This is a genomic window from Streptomyces sp. NPDC111744 (assembly GCF_055634995.1).
In genome coordinates this window covers 394,603-421,017 of sequence record NZ_JBVKCG010000001.1, presented here as the reverse complement: position 1 = coordinate 421,017, position 26,415 = coordinate 394,603, and the positions used below count along the sequence as shown (strand labels likewise).

The following is a 26,415-nucleotide window of genomic DNA, read 5'->3' as shown; positions in this document are numbered from 1 at the left end:
AGAGTGCTGGTGTGGGGGACAGAGTACGCGGACGGGGGGTGAGTCGTACCGGGGCTGCGCAAACCGGTCTCGGAGGTTGGTCACACCCGAGCCTTTGGCCTGTGAACTGCGAGACTTGGGTCATGAGCTACAGCACGGCTGACTCCTTGCACCCCGTCACCCTCGACGACGTACGCGGCGCTCAGAAGATGCTCACGGGCGTGGCACGGGTGACCGCGATGGAGGGCAGCAGGCATCTGTCCCAGCTGGTCGGCTCGCCGGTGCACCTCAAGTGCGAGAACCTCCAGCGGACCGGTTCGTTCAAGCTGCGCGGCGCGTATGTGCGCATCGCCGGGCTGCTGCCCGAGGAGCGCGCCGCCGGGGTCGTGGCGGCCAGCGCCGGGAACCACGCCCAGGGCGTGGCACTGGCCTCCGCGCTGCTCGGCGTGCACGCCACGGTGTTCATGCCCAAGGGCGCCCCGCTGCCCAAGATCAGCGCGACCCGCGAGTACGGCGCGGAGGTACGGCTGCACGGTCAGGTGGTCGACGAGACGCTGGCCGCCGCCCAGGAGTACGCGGCCGAGACCGGCGCGGTGTTCATCCACCCCTTCGACCACCCCGACATCATCGCCGGTCAGGGCACGGTCGGCCTGGAGATCCTGGACCAGTGCCCGGAGGTCGGCACGATCGTGGTCGGTATCGGCGGCGGCGGGCTCGCGGCCGGGATCGCGGTCGCGGTGAAGGCGATCAGGCCGGACGTACGGATCGTCGGCGTCCAGGCGGAGGGCGCGGCCGCGTACCCGCCCTCGCTCGCGGCCGGGCGCCCGGTCTCGGTGGAGAACCCGTTGACGATGGCCGACGGGATCAGGGTCGGACGTCCCGGCGATGTGCCGTTCGCGCTGGTCGAGGATCTGGTCGACGAGGTCCGCACGGTCGGCGAGGACCAGCTCGCCGCCGCGCTGCTGCTCTGCCTGGAGCGGGCCAAGCTGGTCGTGGAACCGGCCGGCGCAGCCCCGGTCGCCGCCCTGCTCGGCGAGCCCGGCAGCTTCGCCGGACCGGTCGTCGCCGTGCTGTCCGGCGGGAACGTCGATCCGGTGCTGATGCAGCGGGTACTGCGGCACGGCATGTCCGCGCAGGGCCGCTACCTGGCCGTACGGCTACGGCTGACCGACCGGCCGGGCGCCCTGGCCACCCTCCTGGGAGTGCTGTCGACGGTCGACGCCAACGTCCTGGACGTGAGCCACGTCCGGACCGACCCCCGGCTCGGACTCTCGGAGGCGGAGGTCGAGCTGCACCTGGAGACCAAGGGACCCGTGCACTGCACCGAGGTCGGGCAGGCGCTGCGCGAGGCCGGCTACACGGTCATCGACTGAGCGGGGGTTTCGGCTCCCGGCGGGAAACAACCAGGTCCCGGGTCTGTTCACTCACTCGTTCGGGAAAACCTGTCGACGGACGCGATACATCGCGTTATGGTGTGTTCGCGTGGCCACGGCCGCGCCCGCCTGCCGTCGCGCCGGCGAAAACCATAGGCGGCCCGAAGCGCGCATACCTAGCCTTTTTCGAAGAATCCTCGACGACGTGGAGACTCATATGCCAGGCGCCATCTATGCCGAAGGCCTGGTCAAGACCTTCGGCAACGTAAGGGCCTTGGACGGCGTCGACCTCGATGTCCCCGAAGGCACGGTCCTCGGACTGCTCGGGCCGAACGGCGCGGGCAAGACGACAGCCGTCCGCTGTCTGACGACCCTGCTCCGCCCCGACAGCGGCAAGGCGGTCGTCGCGGGCATGGACGTGGTCGGGCAACCGGACGCCGTACGCCGCTCCATCGGCCTGTCCGGACAGTTCGCGGCGGTCGACGAATACCTCACCGGCCGCGAGAACCTGCAGATGGTCGGCCGTCTCTACCAGATGCGGGCCAAGCAGGCCAAGGACCGCGCGGTCGAGCTGCTGGAGCAGTTCAACCTCGCCGACGCAGCCGACCGCCCCGCCAAGACCTACTCCGGAGGCATGCGCCGCCGCCTCGACCTCGCGGCCGCCCTGGTCGTCTCCCCGCCCGTGATGTTCATGGACGAACCGACGACCGGCCTCGACCCCCGCAACCGCCAGCAGCTGTGGGAGGTCATCAAACAGCTCGTCTCCGGCGGTACGACGCTGCTGCTCACCACCCAGTATCTGGAAGAGGCCGATCACCTCGCCCATGACATCGCGGTCGTCGACCACGGCCGGGTCATCGCCAAGGGCACCTCCGACCAGCTCAAGGCCCGCACCGGCGGCGAGCGCGTCGAGGTCGTCGTGCACGAGCGCGGTCACATCCCGACCGCCGCCGAGGTGCTGCACGGCTTCGGCAAGGGCGAGACCACCGTCGAGGAGCACACCCGCAAGCTCACCGTCCCCGTCGCCGGCGGCGCCAAGCTGCTCGCGGAGGTCATCCGCGAGCTGGACACCCGGGGCATCGAGATAGACGACATCGCACTGCGCCGCCCCACCCTCGACGACGTCTTCCTGTCCCTGACCGGACACATGGCCGAGGAGAAGGCCGAGGGCAACGGCGAGCAGGACCAGAAGGACACCCGCAAGGACAGCCGCAAGGAGGCCGTGAAGTGAGTGCCGTCAGCGACACCGTGCGGGTAGCCGCCCCCGGCAACGCCGTCAGCCAGTCCTTCCGCGACTCGATGGTGGTCGCCAAACGCAACCTGATCCGGATGTCCCGGATCCCCGAGATGCTCATCTTCGGACTCATCCAGCCCATCATGTTCGTGGTGCTGTTCACCTATGTGTTCGGCGGCTCGATCACGGTCGGTTCCTCCACCTCCACGCAGGCCTACCGCGAGTTCCTGATGGCCGGCATCTTCGCCCAGACCGTCACGTTCGCCACGGCGGGTGCGGGTGCGGGCATCGCCGACGACATGCACAAGGGCCTCATCGGCCGCTTCCGGTCGTTGCCCATGGCGCGTGGTGCGGTGCTGACCGGGCGCACTCTCGCCGACCTGGTGCAGACCGCGCTCACCCTCGTCGTCCTGGCTGTCGTCGCCCTGATCGTCGGCTGGCGCACGCACGAGAACCTCGGCAAGGTGCTCGCCGGATTCGGCCTGCTCCTGCTGCTCGGGTACGCGTTCTCCTGGATCGGCGCGCTCATCGGCCTGTCCGTGCGCACCCCTGAAGCGGCGACCTCGGGCGGTCTGATCTGGCTGTTCCCGCTGACGTTCATCTCGAACGCCTTCGTGGACGCCGGCAAGATGCCGGCCTTCCTGCGCCACATCGCGGAGTGGAACCCGTTCAGCGCGACCGTGCAGGCCAGCCGTGATCTGTTCGGCAACCTTCCGCCGGGCTTCAGCGCATCCGACGCCTGGCCCATGCAGCACCCGGTCTGGGCCTCGCTGATCTGGTCGGTCGTGATCATCCTGGTCTTCCGGACGCTCGCGGTCCGCAAGTACCGCTCGGCCACCGCGTGACGCAAGGCAGCCATGACAAGGCCCCCGGCGTCACCCAAACGCCGGGGGCAGGTGTCTGTTCGCGTCAGCCGGAGTAGGGCTCGGCCTTGAGGATCTTCACCTTGGCCTTCTTGCCGTTTGGCAGCTCGTACTCCGCGTCCTCGCCCACCTTGTGGCCGATGACACCGGTGCCCAGCGGGGACTGCGGGGAGTAGGTCTCGATGTCAGCGCTGGCGTACTCGCGCGAAGCGAGGAGGAACGTCGTGGTGTCGTCCTCGTCACCGTCGAAGGCGATGGTCACCACCATGCCGGGCGCGACGGCGCCGTCCGCGGAGGTCGGAGCCTCGCCGACCTTGGCGTTCTCCAGAAGCTGGGTCAGCTGGCGCACACGGAGCTCCTGCTTGCCCTGCTCCTCCTTGGCCGCGTGGTACCCGCCGTTCTCGCGCAGGTCGCCTTCCTCGCGCGCGGCGGCGATCTTGGCGGCGATCTCCGTGCGCGCAGGACCAGACAGGTACTCCAGCTCGGCCTTGAGCTGGTTGTACGCCTCCTGGGTCAGCCAGGTGACGTTCTCGCTGGTCTGGGTCACAGGTGCTCCTCGTCGGTACTGGGAATACAAAAGCATCGCCCTACCCAGAAGCATGTTCCTCCATGGAAGGGCGAAACCACGAGCCTAACAATTCCAGGGCGTAAGGGGGAGGACATAAGCCATTAGAATCATGTCAACGCAGGTCAGCGCCCACGTATTCGTGGCCGGTGTCAGTCGGCGTGGCAGCCGAGCAGCTCCGCCGTGGTGCCCCGGGCCGTCGTACGGAGCGTGACCACCCGGTCGATCTCGGTCGCGGAACCGGTGAAGCGGAAGTCCGCCCGGCCCACTTCGGAGCCGTCCGCCGCCTGGGAACGCAGCGTGCAGTAGCCGGAGGCGCCGGAGTCCTTGTGGACCTCCAGATGCACCTTGACCGCGCTGTCCGAGGCGTCGAAGGCGACGACCTGGGCGCTGATCTCACTCTTCACCACATAGTGGTAGGCGAAGTAGCCGACCAGGGCGAGCAGCAGGGCACCGAGGACCACGCCGGTGATCTTGAGCCTGCGGTCGGCGACGTCGTCCGAGGAGCGGCCGTAGCGGCCCTCGGGCAGCCGCGTACTGGCGGTACTCATGATCGTCCTCCCGGCAAGAACCGCCTCCGGACCCGGCAGGACCCGACCCCGGAATTATTCGCCCCCCGATTCGGTCACTATAGAAGCGCCGATCGCACCCGAGGAAACCGGGGCGCCGACTTACTGAGGATTGAGTCTTGACTGACCAGCTGCGACTGATGGCCGTCCACGCCCACCCCGACGACGAGTCGAGCAAGGGCGCGGCCACCATGGCGAAGTACGTGTCCGAGGGGGTGGACGTGCTGGTCGTGACCTGCACGGGCGGGGAGCGCGGCTCCATCCTCAACCCCAAGCTGCAGGGCGACAAGTACATCGAGGAGCACATCCACGAGGTACGCAAGAAGGAGATGGACGAGGCCCGCGAGATCCTCGGCGTCAAGCAGGAGTGGCTCGGCTTCGTCGACTCCGGTCTGCCCGAGGGCGACCCGCTGCCGCCGCTCCCCGACGGCTGCTTCGCCCTGGAGGACGTCGACAAGGCGGCCGGCGAGCTCGTCCGCAGGATCCGCGCGTTCCGCCCGCAGGTGATCACCACCTACGACGAGAACGGCGGCTACCCGCACCCCGACCACATCATGACTCACAAGATCTCGATGGTGGCCTTCGAGGGCGCGGCCGACCCCGAGAAGTACCCCGAGGGCGAGTTCGGCCCCGTCTACCAGGCGCAGAAGCTCTACTACAACCAGGGCTTCAACCGCCCCCGCACCGAGGCGCTGCACCACGCCCTGCTGGACCGCGGCATGGAGTCGCCGTACGCGGACTGGCTGAAGCGGTGGAGTGAGTCCGAGCGCACCGAGCGCACCCTGACCACGCACATCCCGTGCGCCGACTTCTTCGAGATCCGCGACAAGGCGCTGATCGCCCACGCCACGCAGATCGACCCCGACGGCGGCTGGTTCAAGGTCCCGATGGACCTCCAGAAGGAGGTCTGGCCGACCGAGGAGTACGAGCTCGCGAAGTCGCTCGTCGATACCTCCCTCCCCGAGGACGACCTCTTTGCGGGCATCCGCGACAATGCCTGACATGAGCGCAAGCGCAAGTCTGGCACTGACGCATCTCGTCCCCCTCGCCAAGGAGGTCGACGAGAACAAGGTCACCCCCGGCGTACTCGGCTTCATCGTCTTCGCGGTGATGGCCGTGGCGGTCTGGGGCCTGATGAAGTCCATGAACAAGCACATGCAGAAGGTCGACTTCAAGGAGTCCCCGGACGCCAAGGCGGACCCGGGGACCCCCGTGGCCGACCCCAAGGGCTGACCGCGGTCACGCCCCACCCGGCACCGGCACCCCCATCACCTCACGGGCGTGCCGGCTGGGGACCATGCCCAGGCGCCAGCCCTGCCAGCCGGACTCCAGGGTCACCCCGCGCTCAAGGAGCAGACCGTACGTCGTGACGTGCTCGGTCAGCTTCTCGTCGCGCAGCGGGTGGGCCGTCCGGGAGAGCTGCGCCAGGTCCTCCTGGGCGACAGCGGTGCCCACCTCCACGCCACCGGGTGCGGCGTAGGGGAGCAGGGTGCAGCGCAGGAAGTGCGCCCAGTCCTCGCCGCGGCGGTCGCCGTACGAGGAGAACAGGGTGACCGCCTCGTCGCACAGGGCCAGGGCCTGCTGGGTGCGGGTGTTGCCGGCGTCCACCACGGCCAGCTCCAGACAGGTCCAGGCCTCGCCATGGACGACACCGATGCGCTGGAAGTCGGCGCGGGCGTCGACCAGCAGCTGACGGGCGAAACCCGAGTTGCGCAGCGAGCCGGTCTGGGCCGCCCGCTGGTCGCGGGTCACCCGGGCCGAGTGGTGGCGGGCACAGGCAAGCCCGTAGACGTCCCGCATCCGGGAGAACATCGTGCGCGAGCGCTCCAGCTCACGGACCGCCTGGTCCAGGGTGCCGGTCTCCTCCAGGGCCTGGCCCAGGTAGTAGACCGTCCAGGCCTCGCCGCGCGCGTCCTCGTTCTCACGGTGCCGGGCGGCCGCCTGACGCAGTGCGTCGACCGCCGGGGACGCGTCACCGTCCACCAGCCGGGCCCGCGCCAGCTGGGTCAGCGCCCAGGCCTCGCCACGGGCGTCGCGGGTACGGCCGTAACGCTCCAGCGCCGCCCCCAGCTCCCGCTCCGCACGCGGTACGTCACCCATCCGCAGCGCCAGCTGACCGAGCTGGAAGTGCGCCCAGGCCTCGCCGTGCACCGAACCGCCCTCCCGGTGCAGCACCAGCGACCGGGTGAGCAGGTCCAGCGCCTCCGCCAGCCGGGCCCGGTCACGCTGCACCGCCGCGAGCGCGTGCATAGTCCAGGCCCGGTCGGTAGCCAGCTGGGGAGCCGCCTGGAGATCCAGGGCCTCCTGGAGCTTGGCCGCCGCCTCGGTGAGGTGGCCCTGATGGTGCAGGGTGATCCCGAGGGAGCACAGGGCACGGGCCGCGCCGGCGTCGTGGTGCGCCTCCATATAGAGGTCCACGACCGAGGTGAGGGTGGTACGGGCCTTGTCCAGTTCGCCCAGCTGACGGGCCGCGATACCGGTACGCCACTGCACCGAACGCACCAGCAGACCCTGGTCCACCGCCTGCGCCAACTCGCTGATCTCACCAAGCCGGTAGAGGTCCCCGCGCAGCAGGCAGTAGTCGCACAGCGCACCCAGCAGATTCTGCACGGCCGCCTGGTCGACGCCCTCCGCATGCCGCAGCGCCGCCGTGATGAAGCTCGACTCGTCGTCCAGCCAGCGCAGCGCCTCCTCAAGCGATGTGAAACCGTGCGGGCTGAACCGGTCCGAACGGGTCGACACGTTGCCGTCCACCAGTCGCAGCACGGAGTCGGCCAGCTCCCCGTAGTTCACGATCAGCCGCTCCTGTGCCGCCGTACGGTCGGCCGGCTCCTCCTCGTCGGCGAGGCGGGCCTGGGCGAAGGCACGGACCAGGTCGTGCAGCCGGTAGCGGCTGCCCCGGACATGGTCGAGCAGACCGGCCTGCGCGAGTGCGACCAGATGACGGGTCGCCTCCGCCTCGTCCGTGGCCAGCAGAGCGGCCGCGGCCGCCGCGCCGAGCGAGGCCCGGCCCGCCAGCGCCAGCCTTCTCAACAGACGGCGCCCCATGTCCGACTGGTCGGTGTAGCGCAGCCACAGCACCCGCTCCACCGGCTCGACCGGGCCGTACGCGCCCAGGTCCGTGGCCAGTTGGAGCGGCGAACGCGAGCCCAGCGACGAGCCCGCCACCCGCAGCGCCAGCGGCAGCCCGCCGCACAACTCCCGGATCCGCTCCGCGGACTGCGCGTCGTACGGCCCCGACATGTCCTGCGCCGCCGCGTCCAGCAACTCCTCCGCACCCGCCGCGTCCAGCGCCGTCACCGGAAGCTGGTGCACCCAGGCCGGCAGGTCAGCGGGCAGGTCGAGCCGCTCCCGGGCGGTGACCAGGACCAGGCTGTCCGAACGCTCCGGGATCAGCGTGCGCACCTGCTCGGCATCCGAGGCGTCGTCCAGCACGATCGTCACCGGAAGACCCGTGAGGTGCTGGTGGTACAGCTCGCTGAGCCGCTTGACCTGCTGGTCGGCCGAGGAACGCTCACGGAACAGCAACTGTTCGCGCGGCGCACCCAGCCGGTTGAGCAGATGCAGCAGCGCGTCCCGGGTGGGCAACGGCGGCTCCCCCCGGCTGTCGCCGCGCAGATCCACCACGACCGCACCCCGGAAGAAGTCCTTCAGATCGTGGGTGGCCCGGATCGCCAGCGTCGTACGGCCGGAGCCGGGCTCCCCGTACAGGACGACCACCGTCGGACGGGTCTCCGTGGTCGCCCGCGCCGCCTGCGCCCACTGCCGGATCCGTGCCAGTTCCTGGTGACGGCCGGCGAACGGACCCTCCGGGTCAGGGAGCTGACCGAACGACTGCTGCAGCACCGTACGCCTGCGGGCCGCCGCGCTCTTGTCCGCGCCGCGCAGCCCCGGGCCCTGCTTCTTCGGTCCCGTGGACGCGCTGAGCACCCGCTGCTGATCGAGGAACGGACGGATCCCACGCACCTCCAGCGCCGTCAGCCACTGCAGACGCAGCTGTTCGGGACCGCCGGGCTGACCGGCCGCGCCGGCACGGTGATGAGCGGCGGGGAGATGAGCACCGGCGACCTTGACGACCGTGGCGGCCGCGCCGATCACACCGACGGCCACGCCCGCGCCGAGCGCCGTACCGGCGCCGGTACCCAGGGAGAGGTCGGCGACGACGGCCGCGCCCGCAGCAACGGCCGCCACCAGCAAGGGAGTTCCGGCGCCCTCTCTGGCGTACCGCTGGCCGAAGCTCTGCCGGCCGGCCTCCGACTCGTCGAGAGCGTGGGTGTAACTGTCGTACTCCTCGGCTGCGCTCTGTGCCATCGCGTCCAGGCCGCCGCGCGCCCGTGACAGCAGCAGCTGTCCGTCGACGCGGCCCCCGGAGCGGCGGACCTCCTCCTCCACGGCCTGCACCAGCAGCCGGTCGGCTTCCGCCCGGTGGGCGTCCCGCATGTCCCGTCCCCCTCCAGCGGCAACTCCATTGCCTAAGAGTGTCCTTGGCGGAGAGCGAAGTTGCGAGAGGGCCGGATCATCGAAGAACGGGTCGGCTAGCGCGGCACACGCTCGCTCTGCCGCCCCTTCGACAGCGCCAGGAAGACGCACGCTGCGGCCAGACCCGTCTCCGCGACCGCGCTGCCGAGCGCCTCCAGCAGCGCTGTGCCCACCGCCGACGTGGTTATGTCGAACCAGGCGTCCAGGAGCGCGACCGATGCCGTCGCCGAAGCCGTCAGGCGGGCCCGTGCGTCGCCGCGCAACTCCAGCACCGCCGTCGCCGCGCACCCTGTCGCCATCAGGACGTCCAGCCCGATCCAGGCCAGCGACCAGTTGTGCACCTCGGTCCTGGTGGGCAGCGTCAGCGCCAGCACCACCGTCCACGGCACGAGCAGCACAGAGGACGAGCCGAGCAGGATCAGTGCCCACCGCTTCGTCCGCTTCATCAGCCGCGCCTTCGTCGTAGTCAACTGATCCAACGCGACCGACCTCCACCTTGTTCCGTCACCTTTGCCGCTTCCCGCGCGGTGCCTCCGCATGTCCCCACCGTAGATCGCAGAGAAAGTTCTGCAAAGGAAATTCGGCGTACGTCAGGGACGTCTCAGGGTTCTCAGGGTTACGGTGATCGCATGACCGACGGCACGCCCAGGACGGCCGCGGCGCCCGACCCCGCCGCACACGCCGAGTTGACCGGCCTCGAACGCACCGCCCTCTACAAGTCCCTCGGCAACCCCCTGCGCCGCCGGATCCTCGACTACCTCGGCCGCCACGGCGAGGCCAACTCCACCGTGCTCGCCCGCGAACTCGGTGAGAGCTCCGGCACCACCAGCTACCACCTGCGCAAACTCGCCGAGCAGAAGCTCATCGAGGAGATCCCGGAGAAGTCCGCCGGCCGGGAGCGCTGGTGGCGGAGCCTGCCCTTCAGCCACACCACACCCGACCCGGCCACCATGACGCGGGAGGAGTACGCGGCGGCCGAGCACCTCGCCCTCCTCAAGATCGAGATCGACACCAGGCTGTTCCGCCGCGCCCACGAGGAGTACCGGGGCCCCGAGGGCTGGGCCCAGGTGCAGCGCTCCGGCACCTGGATGACCAAGGACGACCTGCACGCCTTCGTCCACGCCTACCAGGAACTCCTCGACCGCTACAGCCACCCGGACGACGCGGTTCCCGAGGGGGCGCGCCGGGTCAACCTGCGCTTCTACGCGGCACCGGACACCGTGGACGAGGAGAGCGGTGCACCGACCGACGGGTGATGTGACGCGTTCACGGTGACCCCCAGGTCGCTCGATCGTTCTTGTGACTGTCGAGCTGAATGTCGAACGGGGAGCAGTGAACGACCTTGTCGCACCTGAACGCAGTGGGCTGATCCCTGTGGCGTCGTACGCCCGTACATCCGAGGACTTCCGTCAGCGGGACCGGCGTGGCGTGCGTCACCAGTTGCGGATCAACGAGCGGACCGCCCAGCAGCAGGGCTGCCGAGTCGTCGCCGTATGGAGAAGGCGGAGGCGGTCAGCTGGGACACGGCCCGTCGAGGGACGGGCGGGAGCCTGTGGGGGAGGATGGGCGTATGCCGAACCGACTGGCTCATGAAACGTCCCCCTATCTCCTTCAGCATGCCGACAACCCCGTGGACTGGTGGCCCTGGTCGGCGGAGGCGTTTCAGGAGGCACGGCGGCGAGGGGTTCCGGTGCTGCTCAGCGTCGGTTACTCAAGTTGCCATTGGTGCCACGTTCTCGCTCGGGAAAGCTTCGAGGACGAGGCGACGGCAGCCTTCATGAACGAGCACTTCGTCTCCATCAAGGTCGACCGTGAGGAGCGGCCGGACGTCGACGCCGTCTACATGGAGGCCGTGCAGGCCGCCACCGGGCAGGGTGGCTGGCCCATGACCGTGTTTCTCACGCCCGACGCCGAGCCCTTCTACTTCGGTACCTATTTCCCGCCCGCGCCGCGTCACGGCATGCCCTCCTTCCGGCAGGTCCTGGAGGGTGTTCGGGCCGCCTGGGCCGACCGGCGGGACGAGGTCGCCGAGGTCGCCGGGAAGATCGTCCATGATCTCGCCGAGCGGGAGATCAGCCATCAGGGCGCCCAGCCGCCCGGCGAGCAGGAACTCGCCCAGGCGCTGCTCGGGCTCACCCGCGAGTACGACGCGCAGCGCGGCGGGTTCGGCGGTGCCCCGAAGTTCCCGCCGTCCATGGTCATCGAGTTCCTGCTGCGGCACCATGCCCGTACCGGCTCCGAGGGGGCGCTGCAGATGGCCGCCGACACCTGCGAGCGTATGGCCCGTGGCGGCCTCTACGACCAGCTCGGCGGCGGCTTCGCCCGGTACTCCGTCGACCGTGACTGGGTCGTGCCGCACTTTGAGAAGATGCTGTACGACAACGCCCTGCTGTGCCGGGTGTACGCGCACCTCTGGCGTGCGACCGGGTCGGAGCTGGCCCGCCGGGTCGCCCTGGAGACCGCCGACTTCATGGTCCGGGAACTGCGCACTCACGACGGCGGGTTCGCCTCCGCCCTCGACGCCGACAGCGACGACGGGACCGGCGGGCACGTCGAGGGCGCGTACTACGTGTGGACGCCCGCGCAGCTCGGTGAAGTCCTCGGCGCGGACGCGGACCTCGCCGCCCAGTACTTCGGTGTCACCGAGGCCGGCACCTTCGAACACGGCCAGTCCGTTCTGCAACTGCCGCAGCAGGAGGGCGTGTTCGACGCCGAGAAGGTGGAATCCATCAAGCGGCGGCTGCTGGCGAAGCGAGCCGAACGCCCCGCGCCCGGCCGGGACGACAAGGTCGTCGCCGCCTGGAACGGGCTCGCCGTCGCCGCGCTCGCCGAGACCGGCGCCTACTTCGACCGCCCCGATCTGGTCGAGGCCGCTGTCGGTGCCGCCGATCTCCTCGTACGGCTGCATCTCGACGACCACGCGCGGATCGCCCGCACCAGCCGGGACGGCCAGGTAGGCGCCAACGCGGGCGTGCTGGAGGACTACGGCGATGTCGCCGAGGGCTTCATGGCGCTCGCGTCCGTGACCGGTGAGGGCGTCTGGCTGGAGTTCGCCGGGCTGCTGCTCGACCATGTCCTGGCCCGTTTCGCCGACCCGGAGACCGGTGCCCTCTACGACACCGCCTCCGACGCCGAGCGGCTCATCCGCCGGCCGCAGGACCCGACCGACAACGCCACGCCGTCCGGCTGGAGCGCGGCCGCCGGTGCGCTGCTCGGCTATGCGGCCCACACCGGGTCGGAACCTCATCGCACCGCGGCGGAAAGGGCGTTGGGCGTGGTCGGGACGCTCGGGCCAAGGGTGCCGCGCTTCATCGGGTGGGGGCTCGCCGTCGCCGAGGCGCTGCTCGACGGGCCGCGTGAGGTCGCGGTCGTCGGACCCGACGAACGGGACAGCCGCACTGTGGCCCTGCACCGCACCGCCCTTCTCGGTACCGCCCCTGGCGCAGTCGTGGCCATGGGGACTCCGGAGAGTGACGAGTTCCCGCTGCTCGCCGGGCGGCCGCTCGTCGGAGGCGAGGCCGCCGCATACGTCTGCCGCAACTTCACCTGCGACGCCCCGACCACCGACCCGGAGCGGCTGAAAGCGGCACTGGGAGGCTGAAACTCCAGGCGGGCTGTCCCGGCCGGGGGAACAAGTGGCCGGATTTGCGCGTCTGTTCGGATAGATACCGCTTACGCCATGGCCGTTCCGAAACATGCTATTTATCGGAACGGCTGCCGCGCTTCACAGATCCCCCCTAGGCTCTGCACAGAGACGCGACGGTAGTGACTCACCGTTGTGTACAGGGGGCTTTGGGATCTGGGGGGATCTTCTTTTGCTGACGTCTGTCTTCATCACGGTCGTCTCGCTCGCCTTGTTCTGGATGGCTGCCTTCACCCTGTGGTGGCAGATGCACGCGTGGCGTACGCCCGAGGTGCTCGCGTCCACCCGGTTCGGCAGACCTGACGGGGGCGAGCATCTGTCGTTCTCGCTGCTGCTGCCGGCGCGGCATGAGCAGGCCGTGCTCGACCACACCATCCAGCGGCTGCTGGAGTCCACGCACACCGACTTCGAGATCATCGTGATCGTCGGACACGACGATCCGGAGACCACCGCGGTCGCCCGAGCGGCCGCACAACGCGACAAGCGCGTCCGGGTCGTCGTCGACACCCACGAGAAGAAGAACAAACCGAAGGCCATGAACACGGCGCTGCCGCACTGCCGCGGCGATGTCGTCGGGGTCTTCGACGCCGAGGACCAGGTCCATCCGGAGCTGCTCGCCCATGTCGACCACGCCTTCCGCACCACGGAGGCGGACGTCGTCCAGGGCGGTGTCCAGCTCATCAACTTCCACTCCAGCTGGTACAGCCTGCGCAACTGCCTGGAGTACTTCTTCTGGTTCCGCTCCCGGCTGCATCTGCACGCGCAGAAGGGGTTCATCCCGCTCGGCGGCAACACCGTCTTCGTACGGACGGCCGTGCTCAGGGAAGCCGAGGGCTGGGACCCCGACTGCCTCGCCGAGGACTGCGACCTGGGCGTACGCCTGTCGTCCGTCGGCAAGAAGGTCGTCGTCGCCTACGACTCCGACATGGTGACCAAGGAGGAGACCCCGGGCTCGCTCATGTCGCTGCTCAAGCAGCGCACCCGCTGGAACCAGGGGTTCCTGCAGGTCTACCGGAAGCAGGACTGGAAGCAACTCCCGGGCTTCGGGCAGCGGTTGCTCGCCCGCTACACCCTGATGACGCCGTTCCTGCAGGCCTTCTCCGGAGTGATCATCCCGCTGAACGCGGCGGTCGCCCTCTTCCTCGACGTCCCCGTCGGCGTCGCCTTCCTCACCTTCCTGCCGCTCGTCACCGCCGCCGTCACCTTCGTCTTCGAGGTGGTCGGCCTGCACGACTTCGGCAAGCAGTACGGGCTGCGCGTGCGCTTCATCCACTACGTGAAGCTCGTCGTCGGCGGCCCCTTCTACCAGGTCCTCCTCGCCGGAGCGGCGATCCGCGCAGTGTGGCGCGAGCAACGCGGCCGGAACGACTGGGAGTTGACCACTCACGTCGGCGCGCATCTCACCGCGGCCGAGACGATCCGAGAGGACGTTCCTGCGTGACCTCCACTCTTCCCGCGGTGACCACTCACAAGGTCCCCGCGCAGCGCAGAGCTGTGCCGAAAACAGGTCCGACCGGTCGGACAGCGCCTCCGCCCCGGCTCCGTTCCTCCCGTTCCGACCTGCTTCTGTGCGGTGTGCTGCTGCTCGCGATCCTCGCGGTCCAGGCCTGGAACATCGCCGACTACCCGACCCTCAGTGACGACGAGGGCACCTATCTGGCCCAGGCCTGGGCGGTCCAGGAGGGCCGGGGCCTGGCCCACTACACCTACTGGTACGACCATCCGCCGCTGGGCTGGATCCAGATAGCCCTGCTCACCTGGATACCCTCCGCCATCGACCCCGGGCTGATGACCGTCGGCTCGATGCGTGTGGCGATGCTGCTGGTCAGCGCTGTCAGCACGGTCCTCGTCTACGTCCTCGGCCGCCGTCTCTCGCTGCCCCGCTGGGCGGCCGGCCTCGGTATGGCCCTGTTCGGGCTCTCGCCGCTCTCGGTCGTCCTCCAGCGTGAGATCTTCCTCGACAACATCGCCGTGATGTGGCTGCTGCTGGCCTTCTGCCTGGCCGCCTCGCCCAGCCGCCACCTCTGGCACCACTTCGGCGCGGGCCTGGCGGCCGCCGCGGGCGTGCTCACCAAGGAGACGATGCTCGTCGTCCTGCCCGCCCTGCTGGTCACCATGTGGCGGCACGGCCACGCCGACACCCGCAAGTTCGCCCTCACCGGCGCCGTCACCGCCTGCACCCTGGCCGGACTGTCGTACCCCCTGTTCGCCCTCCTCAAGGGTGAGTTGCTGCCGGGCGCCGGCCATGTCTCGCTCTGGGACGGCATCAAGTACCAGATGTCCAGGCCGGGTTCGGGCTTCATCCTGGACACCTCGTCCGGCTCGTACGGTGTGCTGCACTCCTGGCTGTACTACGACCGGGTGCTGCCCGCCGGCGGACTCGCCGCGGCCCTGCTGCTCCTCGTCGCCCACCGCTGGTCGGTCACCGCCCGCGCGCTCGCCGGACCGGCGCTGACCGTGGCGATCCTGGCCGCCGTCGCTCTTCGCCCCAACGGCTATCTGCCCGCGATGTACATCATCGGCACGCTCCCGTTCCTCGCCCTGGTCCTCGCCGGGGCCGCCGCCTCCGTCACCCACGCGGTGCTGCGCAGGTGGCGGGCCGAGGGCGAGAAGCGGGCCGTGACCTACGGCCGGTACGCGCTGGCCGCCGTACTCGCCCTGGCCGCCGGGGCGTACACCGTGCCCAAGTGGTACGACGGTGATCGCACCGCCGTCACCGCCGACGCCAACGCCTCCTACCGGAAGGCCTCGCACTGGCTCGGCACCCGGGTCGCCGACCCCGTCCGCACCCGTGTCCTCGTCGACGACGCGCTCTGGCTCGACCTGGTGCACGACGGCTACCGGCCGGGCCTCGGGGTCATCTGGTTCTACAAGGCCGACCTCGACCCGGCCGTCACCAAGACCATGCCGCACGGCTGGCGGGACCTCGACTACGTGGTCGCCTCGCCGACGGTACGGCGGGACGCCCGCGACCTGCCCAACGTCAGGGCCGCGCTCCAGCACTCCACCCCGGTCGCCACCTTCGGCACCGGCGCGGACCGCATCGAGATCCGGCAGATCGCAGGGGGTGCCAGTTGAGCAGCCACGAGTACACCGTCCCCGCGGCGGGACTGGAGGCGACGGAGGTCCCCGAGCCGGGCGCCGTCACCATCGTCGTACCGACCTTCAACGAGTCCGGGAACGTTCGGCAGTTGCTGCACCAGATCACCGAGTCGGTGCCGGCGCGGCTGCCCTGTGAGGTCGTCTTCGTCGACGACTCCACCGACGACACCCCCGAAGTCATCCAGCAGGCCGCGCAGGACTGCCCGTTCCCGGTGGCGGTAGTGCACCGCGAGGAGCCGGTGGGCGGGCTCGGCGGGGCCGTCGTGGAGGGGTTGAAGGCGGCCACCTCCGAGTGGATCGTCGTCATGGACGGAGACTGCCAGCATCCGCCGTCCCTGGTATCGGAGCTGGTGGCCACCGGGGAGCGGAGCAACGCCGGGCTCGTCGTCGCCTCCCGGTACATCAAGGGCGGCAGCCGGGCCGGGCTCGCCGGCAGCTACCGGATCGCCGTCTCGCGCGGGGCGACCTGGCTCACCAAGTCCCTGTTCCCGCGCAAGCTGCACGGCATCAGCGACCCGATGAGCGGCTTCTTCGCGATCCGGCGCAGTGCGGTGACGGCCGATGTGCTGAAGCCGCTCGGCTACAAGATCCTCCTTGAGCTGGCCGTCCGGAGCCGGCCGCGCGAGGTCGCCGAGGTCCCCTTCGTCTTCCAGGACCGGTACGCCGGCGAGTCCAAGTCGACCGCGCAGGAGGGCCTCCGCTTCCTGCGCCACCTGGCCGGCCTGCGCACCGCCTCGCCCGTCGCCCGCATGGTCGGCTTCGGGCTGATCGGGCTGAGCGGCTTCGTGCCGAACCTCGTCGGGCTGTGGGCGCTGACCGCGCTCGGTCTGCACTACGTCCCCGCCGAGATCCTCGCCAACCAGCTCGGCGTCGCCTGGAACCTCGTCCTCATCGAGCATCTGCTGTTCCGCGACCGGCGGGCCCATCGCCGCTGGTGGGACCGGGTCGGCCGGTTCGCGCTGCTCGCCAACGCCGACCTGGTGCTGCGTATCCCGCTGATCGCCCTGTTCGTCGGCCGGTTCGGGATGGGCGCGCTGCCCGCCACCGCGCTCGCCCTGGTGACGACGTTCGTCCTGCGGTTCGCCGGGACCGAGGCACTGGTCTATCTGCCGCGCCGCACGAAAGACGCAAGGAGAGCCGCGTGACCAAGAAGCACAGAAGGACGGCACTGGTCGGGGTGGGCGCCCTGACCGCCGGACTGCTGCTCACCGCACCGCAGCCCGCCGAGGCGGCCAACCTCGTCAAGAACCCGGGCTTCGAGACCGCCGGCACCGACGGCATGCCGTACTGCTGGGAGAAGTCCGGCTGGGGGGACAACGACTTCGGCTTCGAGACGACGACCGACGCCCACAGCGGTGCCAAGGCGATGAGAGTGACGCTGAGCCGGCGGGTCGACGGCGACCGCAAGGCGCTGATCACCGAGTCGACCGAGTGCGCGCCCGTCGTCACGGCGGGCAAGCAGTACGACCTCTCGCTCTGGTACAGGTCGACCACCCCGGACACGGCGGTCACCCTGTTCCGGCACGACACCACGGCCGGCTGGCAGTACTGGACCGACCTGAAGACCCTGGACATGGCCTCCGCGTACACCCGGGCGACCGTCCGCACACCCGAGGTCCCCGCCGGAACCGACCGCATCACCTGGGGTGTCTCGGTCTACGGCACGGGCTCGGTGACCACGGACGACTACACCATGGACCAGGTGGCCGATGTCGTGCCGCCGCCTCAGTGCACGGGCACGAACGCCCAGTGCGCGGACGGCAGCTGGCAGGTGCTGCCGACCCAGAACCCGGTCCGCTCCATGCACTCGGTCGTCCTAAACAACGGCAAGGTGCTGCTGATCGCCGGCTCCGGCAACAGCGAGGAGAACTTCGCGGCGGGCAGCTTCACCAGCGCGCTGTACGACCCGGCCAACGGCACGTACAAGGTCATCCCGACGCCCAAGGACATGTTCTGCTCGGGGCACGTGCAGTTGCAGGACGGCCGGGTGCTCGTGATGAGCGGCAACAAGGCCTACCCGGTCGCGGGCGGGCACGGCTACGAGGGGTACAAGGACTCGTACGTCTTCGACCCGGCCACCGAGACCTACACCAGGACGAACGACCTGAACGACGGCCACTGGTACCCGTCGGCGACCGAGCTGGGCAACGGTGACGTCATCTCCTTCGGTGGGCTCCGGGAGGATTCGTCGGGGTCGGTGACTGCGGAGTACTGGTCGGACGCCCAGCAGAAGTGGCTGGGTCTCGGGGACGTGCACCAGACCTGGTCGTACTGGGGGCTGTACCCGGCCATGATCCTGATGCAGGACGGGCGGCTCTTCTACTCCGGCAGCCATGTCTTCGGCAACAACATCCCGGGCACCGGCTCCGCGGTCTACGACTACGGCGCCAACACGATCACGCAGATCCCAGGGCTCCGGAACAAGGACGAACGCGACCAGTCGGCGAGCGTGCTGCTGCCTCCGGCGCAGGACCAGAAGGTCCTCACGCTGGGCGGCGGCAACATCGAGTCCAACCCGGACGCGAACCGGCTGACGGACCTGATCGACCTGAAGGACCCGAACCCGTCGTACGTCGCCGGGCCGCCCCTTCCGCAGGGCACGGTCGATCTCGGCAACGGGCCGGTGGCCGAGACCGGGAACCAGGGCAAGATGTACGTCTCCGCCGTACTGCTGCCGGACGGCAAGGTCCTCGAGACGGGCGGCGCGCTGCACAACCGCGCCAACCCGGTGTACGAGTCGTCGATCTACTCCCCGGACACCAACGCGTTCGACTCCGTGGCCGCGGATCCCGAGGCCCGCGGCTACCACTCGTCGGCGTTCCTGCTGCCCGACGGGCGGGTCATGACCACGGGTGACAACCCCGGGAACGGGACGTGGAACCACAACGTGTCGATCTACACCCCGCCCTATCTGTACAAGGGTGCGCGTCCGACGATCACTTCGGTGATCAACCAGGAGTGGAAGTACGGCGACACCCAGCGGATCACCGTCGACCGGCCCGTCGCCAAGGCGGAGCTGATCCGTCCGGCCGCGGTCACCCACTCCTCCGACCCGAACCAGCGGTTCGTGGATCTGCCGCTGTCCGTCGACGGCAACAACGTCGACCTCAACGTCACCAGCAATCCCGATCTGGCTCCGCCCGGCTGGTACATGCTGTTCGCGGTCGACGCGAACGGGGTGCCGTCGGTGGCCAAGTGGGTGCATCTGCAGGGGCCGGCCGCCCTGGGGGATGCCTCGGCGCACGTCCACTCCTTCGCCGACTCCCTTTCGGGGAAGACCTCGGGGGCGGGGAAGAAGCGGGCCTCGCAGCCGGTCGGTACGACGGTCTCCGGGTGCGACCGGCACTACGGGTCGGTGAACGTGTGTGTGCCGACGGTGTTCCCGAGGGGGGTCAGGAAGACGGCGGCGGCTCGCTGCGCCTGGCTCAAGCTGAATCGGTACGGGCGGCTGACGGTCAACGGCAAGGATGATCCGCTGGGGCTTGACCGGAATCGGGACGGGGTGGTGTGCGGGGTGGCTGATGTGCGGTAGTCGCTGCGGGTAGGCGGGGGCTGGTCGCGCCCCTTCTCGTGTGCGTGTTCGAACGAATCGCGCTTTCCGCTCGTCGCGCCGAAACATGTCATTTATCGGACGAGTTCGTGCTCTTCATATCACCCCCATATGATCCTGCCCGCGCCGTGACGCGTGTGACGCGCTGTCACGGCCGGGGAGGGATTGGGGAACTGGGGGTCCTGCGCACCTGTCGTCCGCCGGTTCTGCATGCCTGCGGCGCTTGGCGTGTGAAGATTTTGTAAGTGAAATTTGCATTTTGTGTGACCCCTGTTCACCCAAGATCTCCTAGCATCGCTGGAACAGTGCCCGGTTCTGTCACTTTTGGACCGCGGCAGCCGTGTTATGTGGGGGGAGTGCACAACATTGTCCGAGTTCTTCGACCAGGTCTGGTCGTGGATCGTCGAGGCTGTGGGGGAAACTTCGTGGCGAGAGCTGATGCCGCTGGGGCTTGCCGGACTCTTCGTCTGGGCGCTCTGGCTGTACCGAGCGGTGCTCTCCCGGTTCGCCAAGCCAGTCGTCAACAACTTCCGCACCAGTGTTTCCGTGGTGGTCCCGGCGTACCGGGAAGACCCCGACATCCTGCTGGAATGCCTGGAGACCTGGCTCGCCCAGGATCCCGCTGAGATCATCATCGTCCCCGACGTGGAGGACCACGAGGTTCTGCACCGGCTGTCGCTGGTGGAGGACCCCCGGGTCCGGGTGCTCGCCTTCGAACACAGGGGGAAGCGTTCCGCGTTGGGGGTCGGCATGCGCGCGGCCACCGGGGAGCTCCTCGTCCTGGTGGACTCCGACACCCGCTGGGAGCCGGGGCTGCTGGACGCCGTACAGATGCCCTTCGCGGACCCCACGGTCGGCGGGGTGGGCACCCAGCAGAACGTCTACCAGCGCACCACCAGTGTCTGGCGCCGAATAGCCGACTGGCTGGTCAACCTCCGTTACTACGACTACGTTCCGGCCATGGGCCGGGCCGGCGCCGTGGCCTGTCTGTCCGGCCGTACGGCGGCATACCGCCGCGAGGCGGTCCTGCCGGTGCTGGAGAACCTGGAGAACGAGTTCTTCTTCGGCCGCCGCTGTGTGGCGGGCGACGACGGCAGACTGACCTGGCTGGTGCTCGCCTCGGGCTACAAGACGGTGCACCAGTCCTCCGCGCGGGCGATCTCCATGTTCCCGTCGTCCTTCAGCGCCTTCGTGAAGCAGCGCGTCCGGTGGAGCCGCAACTCCTACCGGTGCTATCTGACGGCGGTCTACAAGGGGTGGCTGTGGCGGGCCCCGCTGGTCACCAAGATCACCGTGCTGCAGATCCTGCTCACCCCGGTGACCATGGGCATGGCACTCGGCTACCTGCTGCTGAGCCGGCTCGACTTCAGCGGGCGGGGCATTGTCCTCACCCTGGTCTGGCTGATGCTGGGCCGTGCGGTCCGCGGCTACTCGCATCTGCGCAGGCATCCGCAGGAGATCCTGCTGCTGCCGCTGACGGCTCTCGTGGTCATCATGATCTCGCTGCCGATCAAGCTGTACGCCTTCGTCACCATGAACAAGCAGGGCTGGCTCACCCGCAGCTCCACCAGCGTCGGAGGCGAGGGCCAGAGCGCGTCCACCCTCTCCGGCGGCGGGCAGAACCACTCCGCTCTCCAGCCGGAGGTGATCTGACGTCATGTCAGCACAGCTCGTCACTGCCAGAAGACCGGGCCCCGGCATCCGGCTGCGCCGGGCGGGTGCCAGATCGGCGGCGCTGCTGGGCGCCTTCGCGGTGGCGGTCACGCTGCTGCTGGGCACGTCCACCGCGGCCCACGCCGACGGGGACGGCGACAAGCAGAAACTGGCCGCGGAGGACGCGGAGACCCAGGCCGCGCTGGTCGCCGACGAGGACCACCGGCTCAACCAGGTACGGGCCTTCACCTCGGTGGCGCCCCTGCAGAGCACCAAGTGGACCGTGCCCTTCCGGCTGGACACCGACAACGGATACACCCTGGTGCTCACCCAGCGCAGCAACGCCTACACCATCGCCGACCTGCTGAAACTCGCCCCGCAGACCTTTGTGCGGCGCAAGGACGGCTCGTATCTGCTGACCGAGAACATCTACCTCAACGTCGGCGCCAAGCTGAAGCTGTCCAACCCGGGCGGCCTCACGCTGCGGATGGCCAGCAACCGCACCGGCTTCGTCTCCATCGTCTCCTTCGGTGGCGAAATGGCCCTCCAGGGCACCGCCCAGGCGCCGTTGACGATCACCAGCTGGGACCCGCAGGCCAACAAGGCCGACACCGACGTCCGGGACGGCCGCGCCTATATCCGCACCATCGGCGGCCAGTTCGAGATGACGCACACCAAACTCTCGAACCTCGGGTTCTGGAGCGGCCGCACCGGCGGGCTCAGCCTCACCGGCACCGACCGGCCGAACACCGGCTCGCTGCAGGACACCGGCCAGGTCCACGGCAAGACCGCGCGTGACCGGGCGAAGGCGCAGGCCGACACGCAGAGCGGGAGGTCCGGCAACAGTGATGTCACGGCCATGCCCTCCGGCGAACTGACCACTCCCGACGCCCGCTTCTCCACCGGCGGCCTCTCCTATGTCTCCGGGTCGATCACGCACTCGACCATCACCGGCAACGCCTTCGGGATCTTCATCTCCAGTGCCACGGGGATCGAGATCAGTGACACCACCGTGCAGGACAGCCTGGAGGACGGTGTGGTGCTGCACCGGTTCGTCTCCAGCTCGCTCGTGCAGCGCACGGTCGCGAAGGACAACGGCGGTGACGGATTCATCCTCTCCCGCGCCACTCAGCAGGTGCGGGTCAGCGGCTCCACCGCCGAGGGCAACGGCGGCAACGGCTACACCCTCAGCGGCAAGCCGCTCGCCGACGGCCCCTCCGCCTCCGGGCAGGCCGTCGACAGCTACGGCTCCAACTCGGTCGCCAACAGCGTGGCCAAGGACAACGGCCGCTACGGTGTCGAGGTGCTCGGCGGATTCGACGTCGGGGTGCAGAACAACCGTATCGAGGGCGGTGACATGGGGATCGTGGCCCGCCTGGCGGCGGACAAGGTGTCCATCACCGGCAACCGTCTGACCGGCCAGAACCGGCAGGGCATCTCGGTACGGGACGGCGTCACCGGCGCCACGGTCACCGGCAACATCATCGACGGCCCGGAGACCGGCGTGTACGTCCGCGACTCGGCCGCCGAGATACGCGGCAACACCGTCCAGGACGCGACCAACCACGGTGTCAGCCTGGTCGGTGGCGTGGACGGTACGACGGTCTCCTTCAACGTGATCGGCGGGGTCGGACCCAGCGCACTGGACTCCAGCCGCTCCCACGGCGGAGCCGACATCAAGGAGAACCAGACCTTCGCCTGGTACGACACCAGTTCCTTCTGGGTCAAGGTCAAGCACTACGCGAGCCCGATGACTCTGCTGTGGACGGGCATCCTGCTGCTGATCCTGTTCTCGGCCGTCATGGGCCGGCGCAGACGGCGGGCCCGGCTGGCCGGCCGTATCGTCCATCCGTACTCCGACAAGGCACCGCTGCCCACCCCGCCCCCGAACGAGATCGAGGTGGCAGGCCGCCGGAGGACTCCGGTGATGAGCGAATGAGCGACGACACACCGGACGGCGCAGGGGCCGGTACATCGGGAACGCAGCCCACGGCGGGGGAGCGGTTGCGCCGGATCCGGCTCTCCGGCGGTCCGCCGCTGTGGGTGGCCTCGGCCGCCCTGGTGATCTCGGTGGTGGCGCTTGTCGCGGCGGCCGCCTCCGGCGGAGACGGCCCGTCCGTGGTGTACGGGGCGGGCCCCGACGCGGGTCCCACCATTCCGGTGGCCACACCCACGGACGACTCCGGTGCCACGGCTGCCGATCCGGCCCCGAGCGGTACGACGTCCGACGGGGGGACGGCCGCCCCCACGGCGGCCGGCTCCGCCTCGGCCGCGGCGTCCGGACCGGTCAAGTGCCCGGCTGCCACGGTCACCGTCAGCGACGCCAAGTCCCTTGCGCGAGCCTTGGACCAGGCCCAGCCCGGCGATGTCATCAAGATGCAGGACGGGGTGTACGACGACCGGTTCACCGCCGCCAACCCCGGCACCGCGGACCGGCCGATCTTCCTGTGCGGCGGCCCCGGCGCGGTGATCGACGCCGGTGACGTCGGCGGCGGCTACGCCTTCCACCTGGACGGCGCCAGCCACTGGCGGCTGCTCGGCTTCACGGTCCGCAACGGCCAGAAGGGGGTCGTGGCCGACAAGGTCCAGGGCACCGTCATCCAGGGCCTGACCGTCGAGAACATCGGCGACGAAGGCATCCACCTGCGTGACTTCAGCTCCGGCAACGTGGTCGAGGGCAACACCGTCCGCGACACGGGCAAGCGCAAGGAGACCTTCGGCGAGGGGATCTACGTCGGCTCCGCGGAGTCCAACTGGTGCACCATCAGCGACTGCAAGCCCGACAAGAGCGACGACAACATCATCCGCGGCAACCATGTCAGTGCCACCACCGCCGAGTCCGTGGACATCAAGGAGGGCACCACCGGCGGCTCCCTCATCGGCAACACCTTCGACGGCGCCAAGCTCAGCGGGGGTCACAACGACTCCTGGGTCGACGTCAAGGGAAACGACTGGCTGATCAAGGGCAACGTCGGCCGCCACTCAAGTGAGGACGGGTTCCAGACCCACCAGATCCTCGACGGCTGGGGCACCGGCAACGTGTTCCAGGCCAACACCGCGCAGGTGGACGGTCCCGGCTACGGCTTCCATCTCGCGCCCGTCGCGAACAACAAGGTCGCCTGCGACAACAAGGCCAGCGACGCGGCGAAGGGTCTCGCCAACGTCGCCTGCTCCTCCTGACGGCGAGGGGCCCGGCTCACACCCGGGCCCCGCACCCAGCCGCAGGTTCCTCTTCTTCACCCACGCGCGTCTTCGGCATGCGCGTTTCTGCTCGGGAATCCTCTCGGAGGCATCATGGACACTCTTCTCGACGGCACCGACGCTCCCCGTCTCACGGTCATCGGCACCGGCTATCTGGGCGCCACGCACGCCGTGTGCATGGCGGCACTCGGCTACGAAGTGCTCGGCGTCGACGTGGACCCCGGCAAGATCGAGCTGCTGAGAGCCGGGGAGGTGCCGTTCTTCGAGCCAGGGCTGCCCGAACTCCTGGTCAAGGCCCAGGAATCCGGTCGGCTGCACTTCACCACCAGCCTCGCGGAGGCCGCGGAGTTCGGCGACATCCACTTCGTCTGTGTGGGCACCCCGCAGCAGCCCGGCTCCTACGCCGCGGACCTGCGCCATGTGGAGGGCGCGGTCACCGAACTGGCCCGGCATCTGCGCCGGCGGGCCCTGGTGGTCGGCAAGTCCACGGTGCCGGTGGGCACCGCGGCCCGGCTGGCGGAGCTGGTCCGCTCCACCGCACCGGCCGGCGACGAGGTCGAACTCGCCTGGAACCCGGAGTTCCTGCGCGAGGGCTTCGCCGTGGAGGACACCCTCCACCCCGACCGGCTGGTCTTCGGCACCGAGTCCGCGTGGGCGGAGGAGCAGTTGCGCGCGGCGTTCGCTCCGGTCATCGCCCAGGGCACCCCGGTGGTGGTCGCCGACCTGCCGACCGCCGAACTGGTCAAGGTCGCCGCCAACTCCTTCCTGGCCACGAAGATCTCGTACATCAACGCCATGGCGGAGGTCTGCGAGGCCTCCGGCGCCGACGTCCACCGGCTGGCCGAGGCGCTGGCCTACGACGACCGGATCGGCGGCCGGTTCCTCAAGCCCGGCCTGGGCTTCGGCGGCGGCTGTCTGCCCAAGGACATCAGGGCCTTCATCCACCGCGCCGAGGAACTGAACGTCGCGCAGGCGGTCGCCTTCCTGCGCGAGGTGGACGGGATCAACCAGCGCCGCCGGGCCCGCACCGTGGACCTGGTCCGCGAGCTGGTCGGCGGGGAACTCGCGGGGACGAAGGTGGTCGCGCTCGGGGCGGCCTTCAAGCCCAACTCCGACGACATCCGGGACGCCCCGGCACTGGACGTCGCCTCGACGCTGCACCGGGCCGGTGCACAGGTGACCGTCTACGACCCGGTCGCGATGGACAACGCCCGCCGCGCCCACCCCGAGCTGACATACGGCACCGATGTGCTGCAGGCCGCCGCGGGCGCCGACGTCGTGGTGCTGCTGACCGAGTGGGCGCAGTTCCGGGAGATCGACCCGGAGGTCATGGGCTCCGTGGTGAACCGGCGCCGGGTCGTGGACGGCCGGCACGCCCTCGACCCGGCCCAGTGGCGGGCGGCCGGCTGGGAGTACCGGGCGCTCGGCCGCAACTGACCCGGGGCCGAGGCCGCCTCAGGCGAACTCGGCGAGGGCGCGCTCCACGATGGCCTCCAGCTGCTGGTGGTGCGCGCCCTTCCAGTAGGCGCGGCCGCACTCCGCGCACTGCGCGAAGACGTCGTACGACTTCTGCGTCCCGCCCTTCAGCTGGTCCGCCACCTCTTCCTTGGTCGCCTTCCTCAGCAGGCCGTTGCAGGCAGTGCAGCGGGTCCAGGGACGCAGCTCGGGGGCGAAGCGGTCGAGGATGTCATGGAGTTGGTCGTCGGGGCTGGTGCTGTAGACAAAGGCGCCCGCCCAGAGTTCGCGGCGGCGCAGCAGGCCCCGGTCACGGCTCAGCAGGACGCGCTTCTCGGCCGCCGAGCGGCCGGAGAGGGCCGGGTCGCCGATGTCCGTCGACTCGTACGCCGTGTCCACGCCCAGCAGCCGCAGCCGGCGGGCGAGGGTGCCGAGGTGGACGTCGAGGAGGAAGCGGAGGGGAGCGCCGGGCACCCGCTGCGGGCGCCGGACCGCGTGCACGGCCACCGACTCGCCGTCCGCCGGGATGTGGGCGACCGGGACCTCCCGGCCGTCCACCACCAGCGCGCCGACCTCGGTGAGCGGGACGCCGAGGGACTCGATCACATGGCCGAGCGTGGAGACGCCGTCGACGGCGAGCGGGTGCGTGCCCGTGCGGCGGGCTTGCGGGACGAACAGGGCCAGCTCGGGGGCGACTCCGACACGGATCTCGGGAGCGTTCACCTGGTCAGGATGGCATGGGAGGCGGC

20 protein-coding genes are annotated in these 26,415 nt (G+C 69.7%); 15 read left to right on the top strand and 5 right to left on the bottom strand.

What is annotated here, in order from left to right; translation table 11 throughout:
* The first annotated feature begins 122 nt into the window (after positions 1–122).
* The 3 genes from ilvA (at position 123) to ACZ7OO_RS01945 (ending at position 3,431) form a co-directional block, all read left to right on the top strand.
* Positions 123–1,352 (top strand): threonine ammonia-lyase, encoded by a 1,230-nt coding sequence (ilvA, locus tag ACZ7OO_RS01955; protein WP_471500529.1) that lies wholly within the window; start codon positions 123–125, stop codon positions 1,350–1,352.
* Between the two features lie 217 nt (positions 1,353–1,569).
* On the top strand, positions 1,570–2,583 hold the full coding sequence (locus ACZ7OO_RS01950) for an ATP-binding cassette domain-containing protein (RefSeq protein ID WP_471500527.1): 1,014 nt from the start codon (positions 1,570–1,572) through the stop codon (positions 2,581–2,583).
* Complete coding sequence (locus tag ACZ7OO_RS01945) at positions 2,580–3,431, top strand: ABC transporter permease (protein WP_471500525.1); 852 nt, start codon at positions 2,580–2,582, stop codon at positions 3,429–3,431. Before ACZ7OO_RS01950 ends, ACZ7OO_RS01945 begins: the two co-directional genes overlap by 4 nt.
* A gap of 64 nt (positions 3,432–3,495) precedes the next feature.
* Here the strand turns inward: ACZ7OO_RS01945 and greA are convergent, their stop codons facing one another.
* On the bottom strand, positions 3,496–3,996 hold the full coding sequence (gene greA, locus ACZ7OO_RS01940) for a transcription elongation factor GreA (RefSeq protein ID WP_352219632.1): 501 nt from the start codon (positions 3,994–3,996) through the stop codon (positions 3,496–3,498).
* A gap of 170 nt (positions 3,997–4,166) precedes the next feature.
* The gene (locus ACZ7OO_RS01935) at positions 4,167–4,565 is read right to left on the bottom strand and encodes a DUF4307 domain-containing protein (protein ID WP_471500523.1); all 399 of its coding nucleotides are present in this window, start codon (positions 4,563–4,565) and stop codon (positions 4,167–4,169) included.
* A gap of 158 nt (positions 4,566–4,723) precedes the next feature.
* Between ACZ7OO_RS01935 and mca the strand changes: the two genes are divergently transcribed.
* Complete coding sequence (mca, locus tag ACZ7OO_RS01930) at positions 4,724–5,584, top strand: mycothiol conjugate amidase Mca (RefSeq protein WP_471501226.1); 861 nt, start codon at positions 4,724–4,726, stop codon at positions 5,582–5,584.
* Complete coding sequence (locus ACZ7OO_RS01925) at positions 5,577–5,816, top strand: hypothetical protein (RefSeq protein ID WP_471500521.1); 240 nt, start codon at positions 5,577–5,579, stop codon at positions 5,814–5,816. The genes mca and ACZ7OO_RS01925 overlap by 8 nt, the downstream gene beginning before the upstream one ends.
* Positions 5,817–5,822: 6 nt before the next feature.
* On the opposite strand, the gene ACZ7OO_RS01920 is transcribed toward ACZ7OO_RS01925, so the two are convergent.
* Positions 5,823–9,023, bottom strand: a complete 3,201-nt coding sequence (locus ACZ7OO_RS01920) for a tetratricopeptide repeat protein (RefSeq protein WP_471500519.1) — start codon at positions 9,021–9,023, stop codon at positions 5,823–5,825.
* Positions 9,024–9,118: 95 nt separating this feature from the next.
* The gene (locus ACZ7OO_RS01915; RefSeq protein WP_471500517.1) at positions 9,119–9,508 is read right to left on the bottom strand and encodes a hypothetical protein; all 390 of its coding nucleotides are present in this window, start codon (positions 9,506–9,508) and stop codon (positions 9,119–9,121) included.
* A 183-nt stretch (positions 9,509–9,691) separates the two neighbouring features.
* Here ACZ7OO_RS01915 and ACZ7OO_RS01910 point away from each other — a divergent pair, with 183 nt between their 5' ends.
* From ACZ7OO_RS01910 to ACZ7OO_RS01865, 10 genes are all read left to right on the top strand, one after another.
* Positions 9,692–10,318 carry an ArsR/SmtB family transcription factor gene (locus ACZ7OO_RS01910; RefSeq protein ID WP_471500515.1) on the top strand — a complete coding sequence of 209 codons (627 nt, stop codon included), beginning with the start codon at positions 9,692–9,694 and terminating at the stop codon, positions 10,316–10,318.
* A gap of 314 nt (positions 10,319–10,632) precedes the next feature.
* On the top strand, positions 10,633–12,663 hold the full coding sequence (locus ACZ7OO_RS01905; protein ID WP_471500513.1) for a thioredoxin domain-containing protein: 2,031 nt from the start codon (positions 10,633–10,635) through the stop codon (positions 12,661–12,663).
* A gap of 214 nt (positions 12,664–12,877) precedes the next feature.
* Positions 12,878–14,146 (top strand): glycosyltransferase, encoded by a 1,269-nt coding sequence (locus tag ACZ7OO_RS01900; RefSeq protein ID WP_471500511.1) that lies wholly within the window; start codon positions 12,878–12,880, stop codon positions 14,144–14,146.
* Positions 14,143–15,783: an ArnT family glycosyltransferase gene (locus tag ACZ7OO_RS01895; RefSeq protein ID WP_471500509.1), complete on the top strand. Its 1,641-nt coding sequence runs from the start codon at positions 14,143–14,145 to the stop codon at positions 15,781–15,783. The genes ACZ7OO_RS01900 and ACZ7OO_RS01895 overlap by 4 nt, the downstream gene beginning before the upstream one ends.
* Positions 15,780–16,952, top strand: coding sequence for a glycosyltransferase (locus tag ACZ7OO_RS01890; protein ID WP_471500507.1), 1,173 nt, complete (start codon positions 15,780–15,782; stop codon positions 16,950–16,952). The genes ACZ7OO_RS01895 and ACZ7OO_RS01890 overlap by 4 nt, the downstream gene beginning before the upstream one ends.
* Positions 16,949–19,339, top strand: coding sequence for a galactose oxidase-like domain-containing protein (locus ACZ7OO_RS01885; protein WP_471500505.1), 2,391 nt, complete (start codon positions 16,949–16,951; stop codon positions 19,337–19,339). The genes ACZ7OO_RS01890 and ACZ7OO_RS01885 overlap by 4 nt, the downstream gene beginning before the upstream one ends.
* 384 nt (positions 19,340–19,723) lie before the next feature.
* Positions 19,724–21,010, top strand: coding sequence for a glycosyltransferase family 2 protein (locus tag ACZ7OO_RS01880; RefSeq protein ID WP_471500503.1), 1,287 nt, complete (start codon positions 19,724–19,726; stop codon positions 21,008–21,010).
* 4 nt (positions 21,011–21,014) lie between these two features.
* On the top strand, positions 21,015–22,949 hold the full coding sequence (locus tag ACZ7OO_RS01875; RefSeq protein ID WP_471500502.1) for a right-handed parallel beta-helix repeat-containing protein: 1,935 nt from the start codon (positions 21,015–21,017) through the stop codon (positions 22,947–22,949).
* Entirely contained in the window at positions 22,946–24,190 is a 1,245-nt protein-coding gene (locus ACZ7OO_RS01870) for a right-handed parallel beta-helix repeat-containing protein (protein WP_471500500.1), read from the top strand. The genes ACZ7OO_RS01875 and ACZ7OO_RS01870 overlap by 4 nt, the downstream gene beginning before the upstream one ends.
* Positions 24,191–24,304: 114 nt before the next feature.
* Complete coding sequence (locus tag ACZ7OO_RS01865) at positions 24,305–25,648, top strand: UDP-glucose dehydrogenase family protein (protein WP_471500498.1); 1,344 nt, start codon at positions 24,305–24,307, stop codon at positions 25,646–25,648.
* Positions 25,649–25,666: 18 nt separating this feature from the next.
* On the opposite strand, the gene ACZ7OO_RS01860 is transcribed toward ACZ7OO_RS01865, so the two are convergent.
* Positions 25,667–26,389: a Mut7-C RNAse domain-containing protein gene (locus tag ACZ7OO_RS01860; protein ID WP_471500496.1), complete on the bottom strand. Its 723-nt coding sequence runs from the start codon at positions 26,387–26,389 to the stop codon at positions 25,667–25,669.
* Positions 26,390–26,415 lie beyond the last annotated feature (26 nt).

Bases quoted from the DNA above. Each gene is read 5' to 3' on its own strand.
- ilvA (WP_471500529.1), top strand. From the start codon at position 123: ATGAGCTACAGCACGGCTGACTCCTTGCACCCCGTCACCCTCGACGAC.
- ACZ7OO_RS01950 (WP_471500527.1), top strand. From the start codon at position 1,570: ATGCCAGGCGCCATCTATGCCGAAGGCCTGGTCAAGACCTTCGGCAAC.
- ACZ7OO_RS01935 (WP_471500523.1), bottom strand. From the start codon at position 4,565: ATGAGTACCGCCAGTACGCGGCTGCCCGAGGGCCGCTACGGCCGCTCC.
- mca (WP_471501226.1), top strand. From the start codon at position 4,724: ATGGCCGTCCACGCCCACCCCGACGACGAGTCGAGCAAGGGCGCGGCC.
- ACZ7OO_RS01925 (WP_471500521.1), top strand. From the start codon at position 5,577: ATGCCTGACATGAGCGCAAGCGCAAGTCTGGCACTGACGCATCTCGTC.
- ACZ7OO_RS01920 (WP_471500519.1), bottom strand. From the start codon at position 9,023: ATGCGGGACGCCCACCGGGCGGAAGCCGACCGGCTGCTGGTGCAGGCC.
- ACZ7OO_RS01915 (WP_471500517.1), bottom strand. From the start codon at position 9,508: ATGAAGCGGACGAAGCGGTGGGCACTGATCCTGCTCGGCTCGTCCTCT.
- ACZ7OO_RS01910 (WP_471500515.1), top strand. From the start codon at position 9,692: ATGACCGACGGCACGCCCAGGACGGCCGCGGCGCCCGACCCCGCCGCA.
- ACZ7OO_RS01905 (WP_471500513.1), top strand. From the start codon at position 10,633: ATGCCGAACCGACTGGCTCATGAAACGTCCCCCTATCTCCTTCAGCAT.
- ACZ7OO_RS01875 (WP_471500502.1), top strand. From the start codon at position 21,015: ATGTCAGCACAGCTCGTCACTGCCAGAAGACCGGGCCCCGGCATCCGG.
- ACZ7OO_RS01870 (WP_471500500.1), top strand. From the start codon at position 22,946: ATGAGCGACGACACACCGGACGGCGCAGGGGCCGGTACATCGGGAACG.
- ACZ7OO_RS01865 (WP_471500498.1), top strand. From the start codon at position 24,305: ATGGACACTCTTCTCGACGGCACCGACGCTCCCCGTCTCACGGTCATC.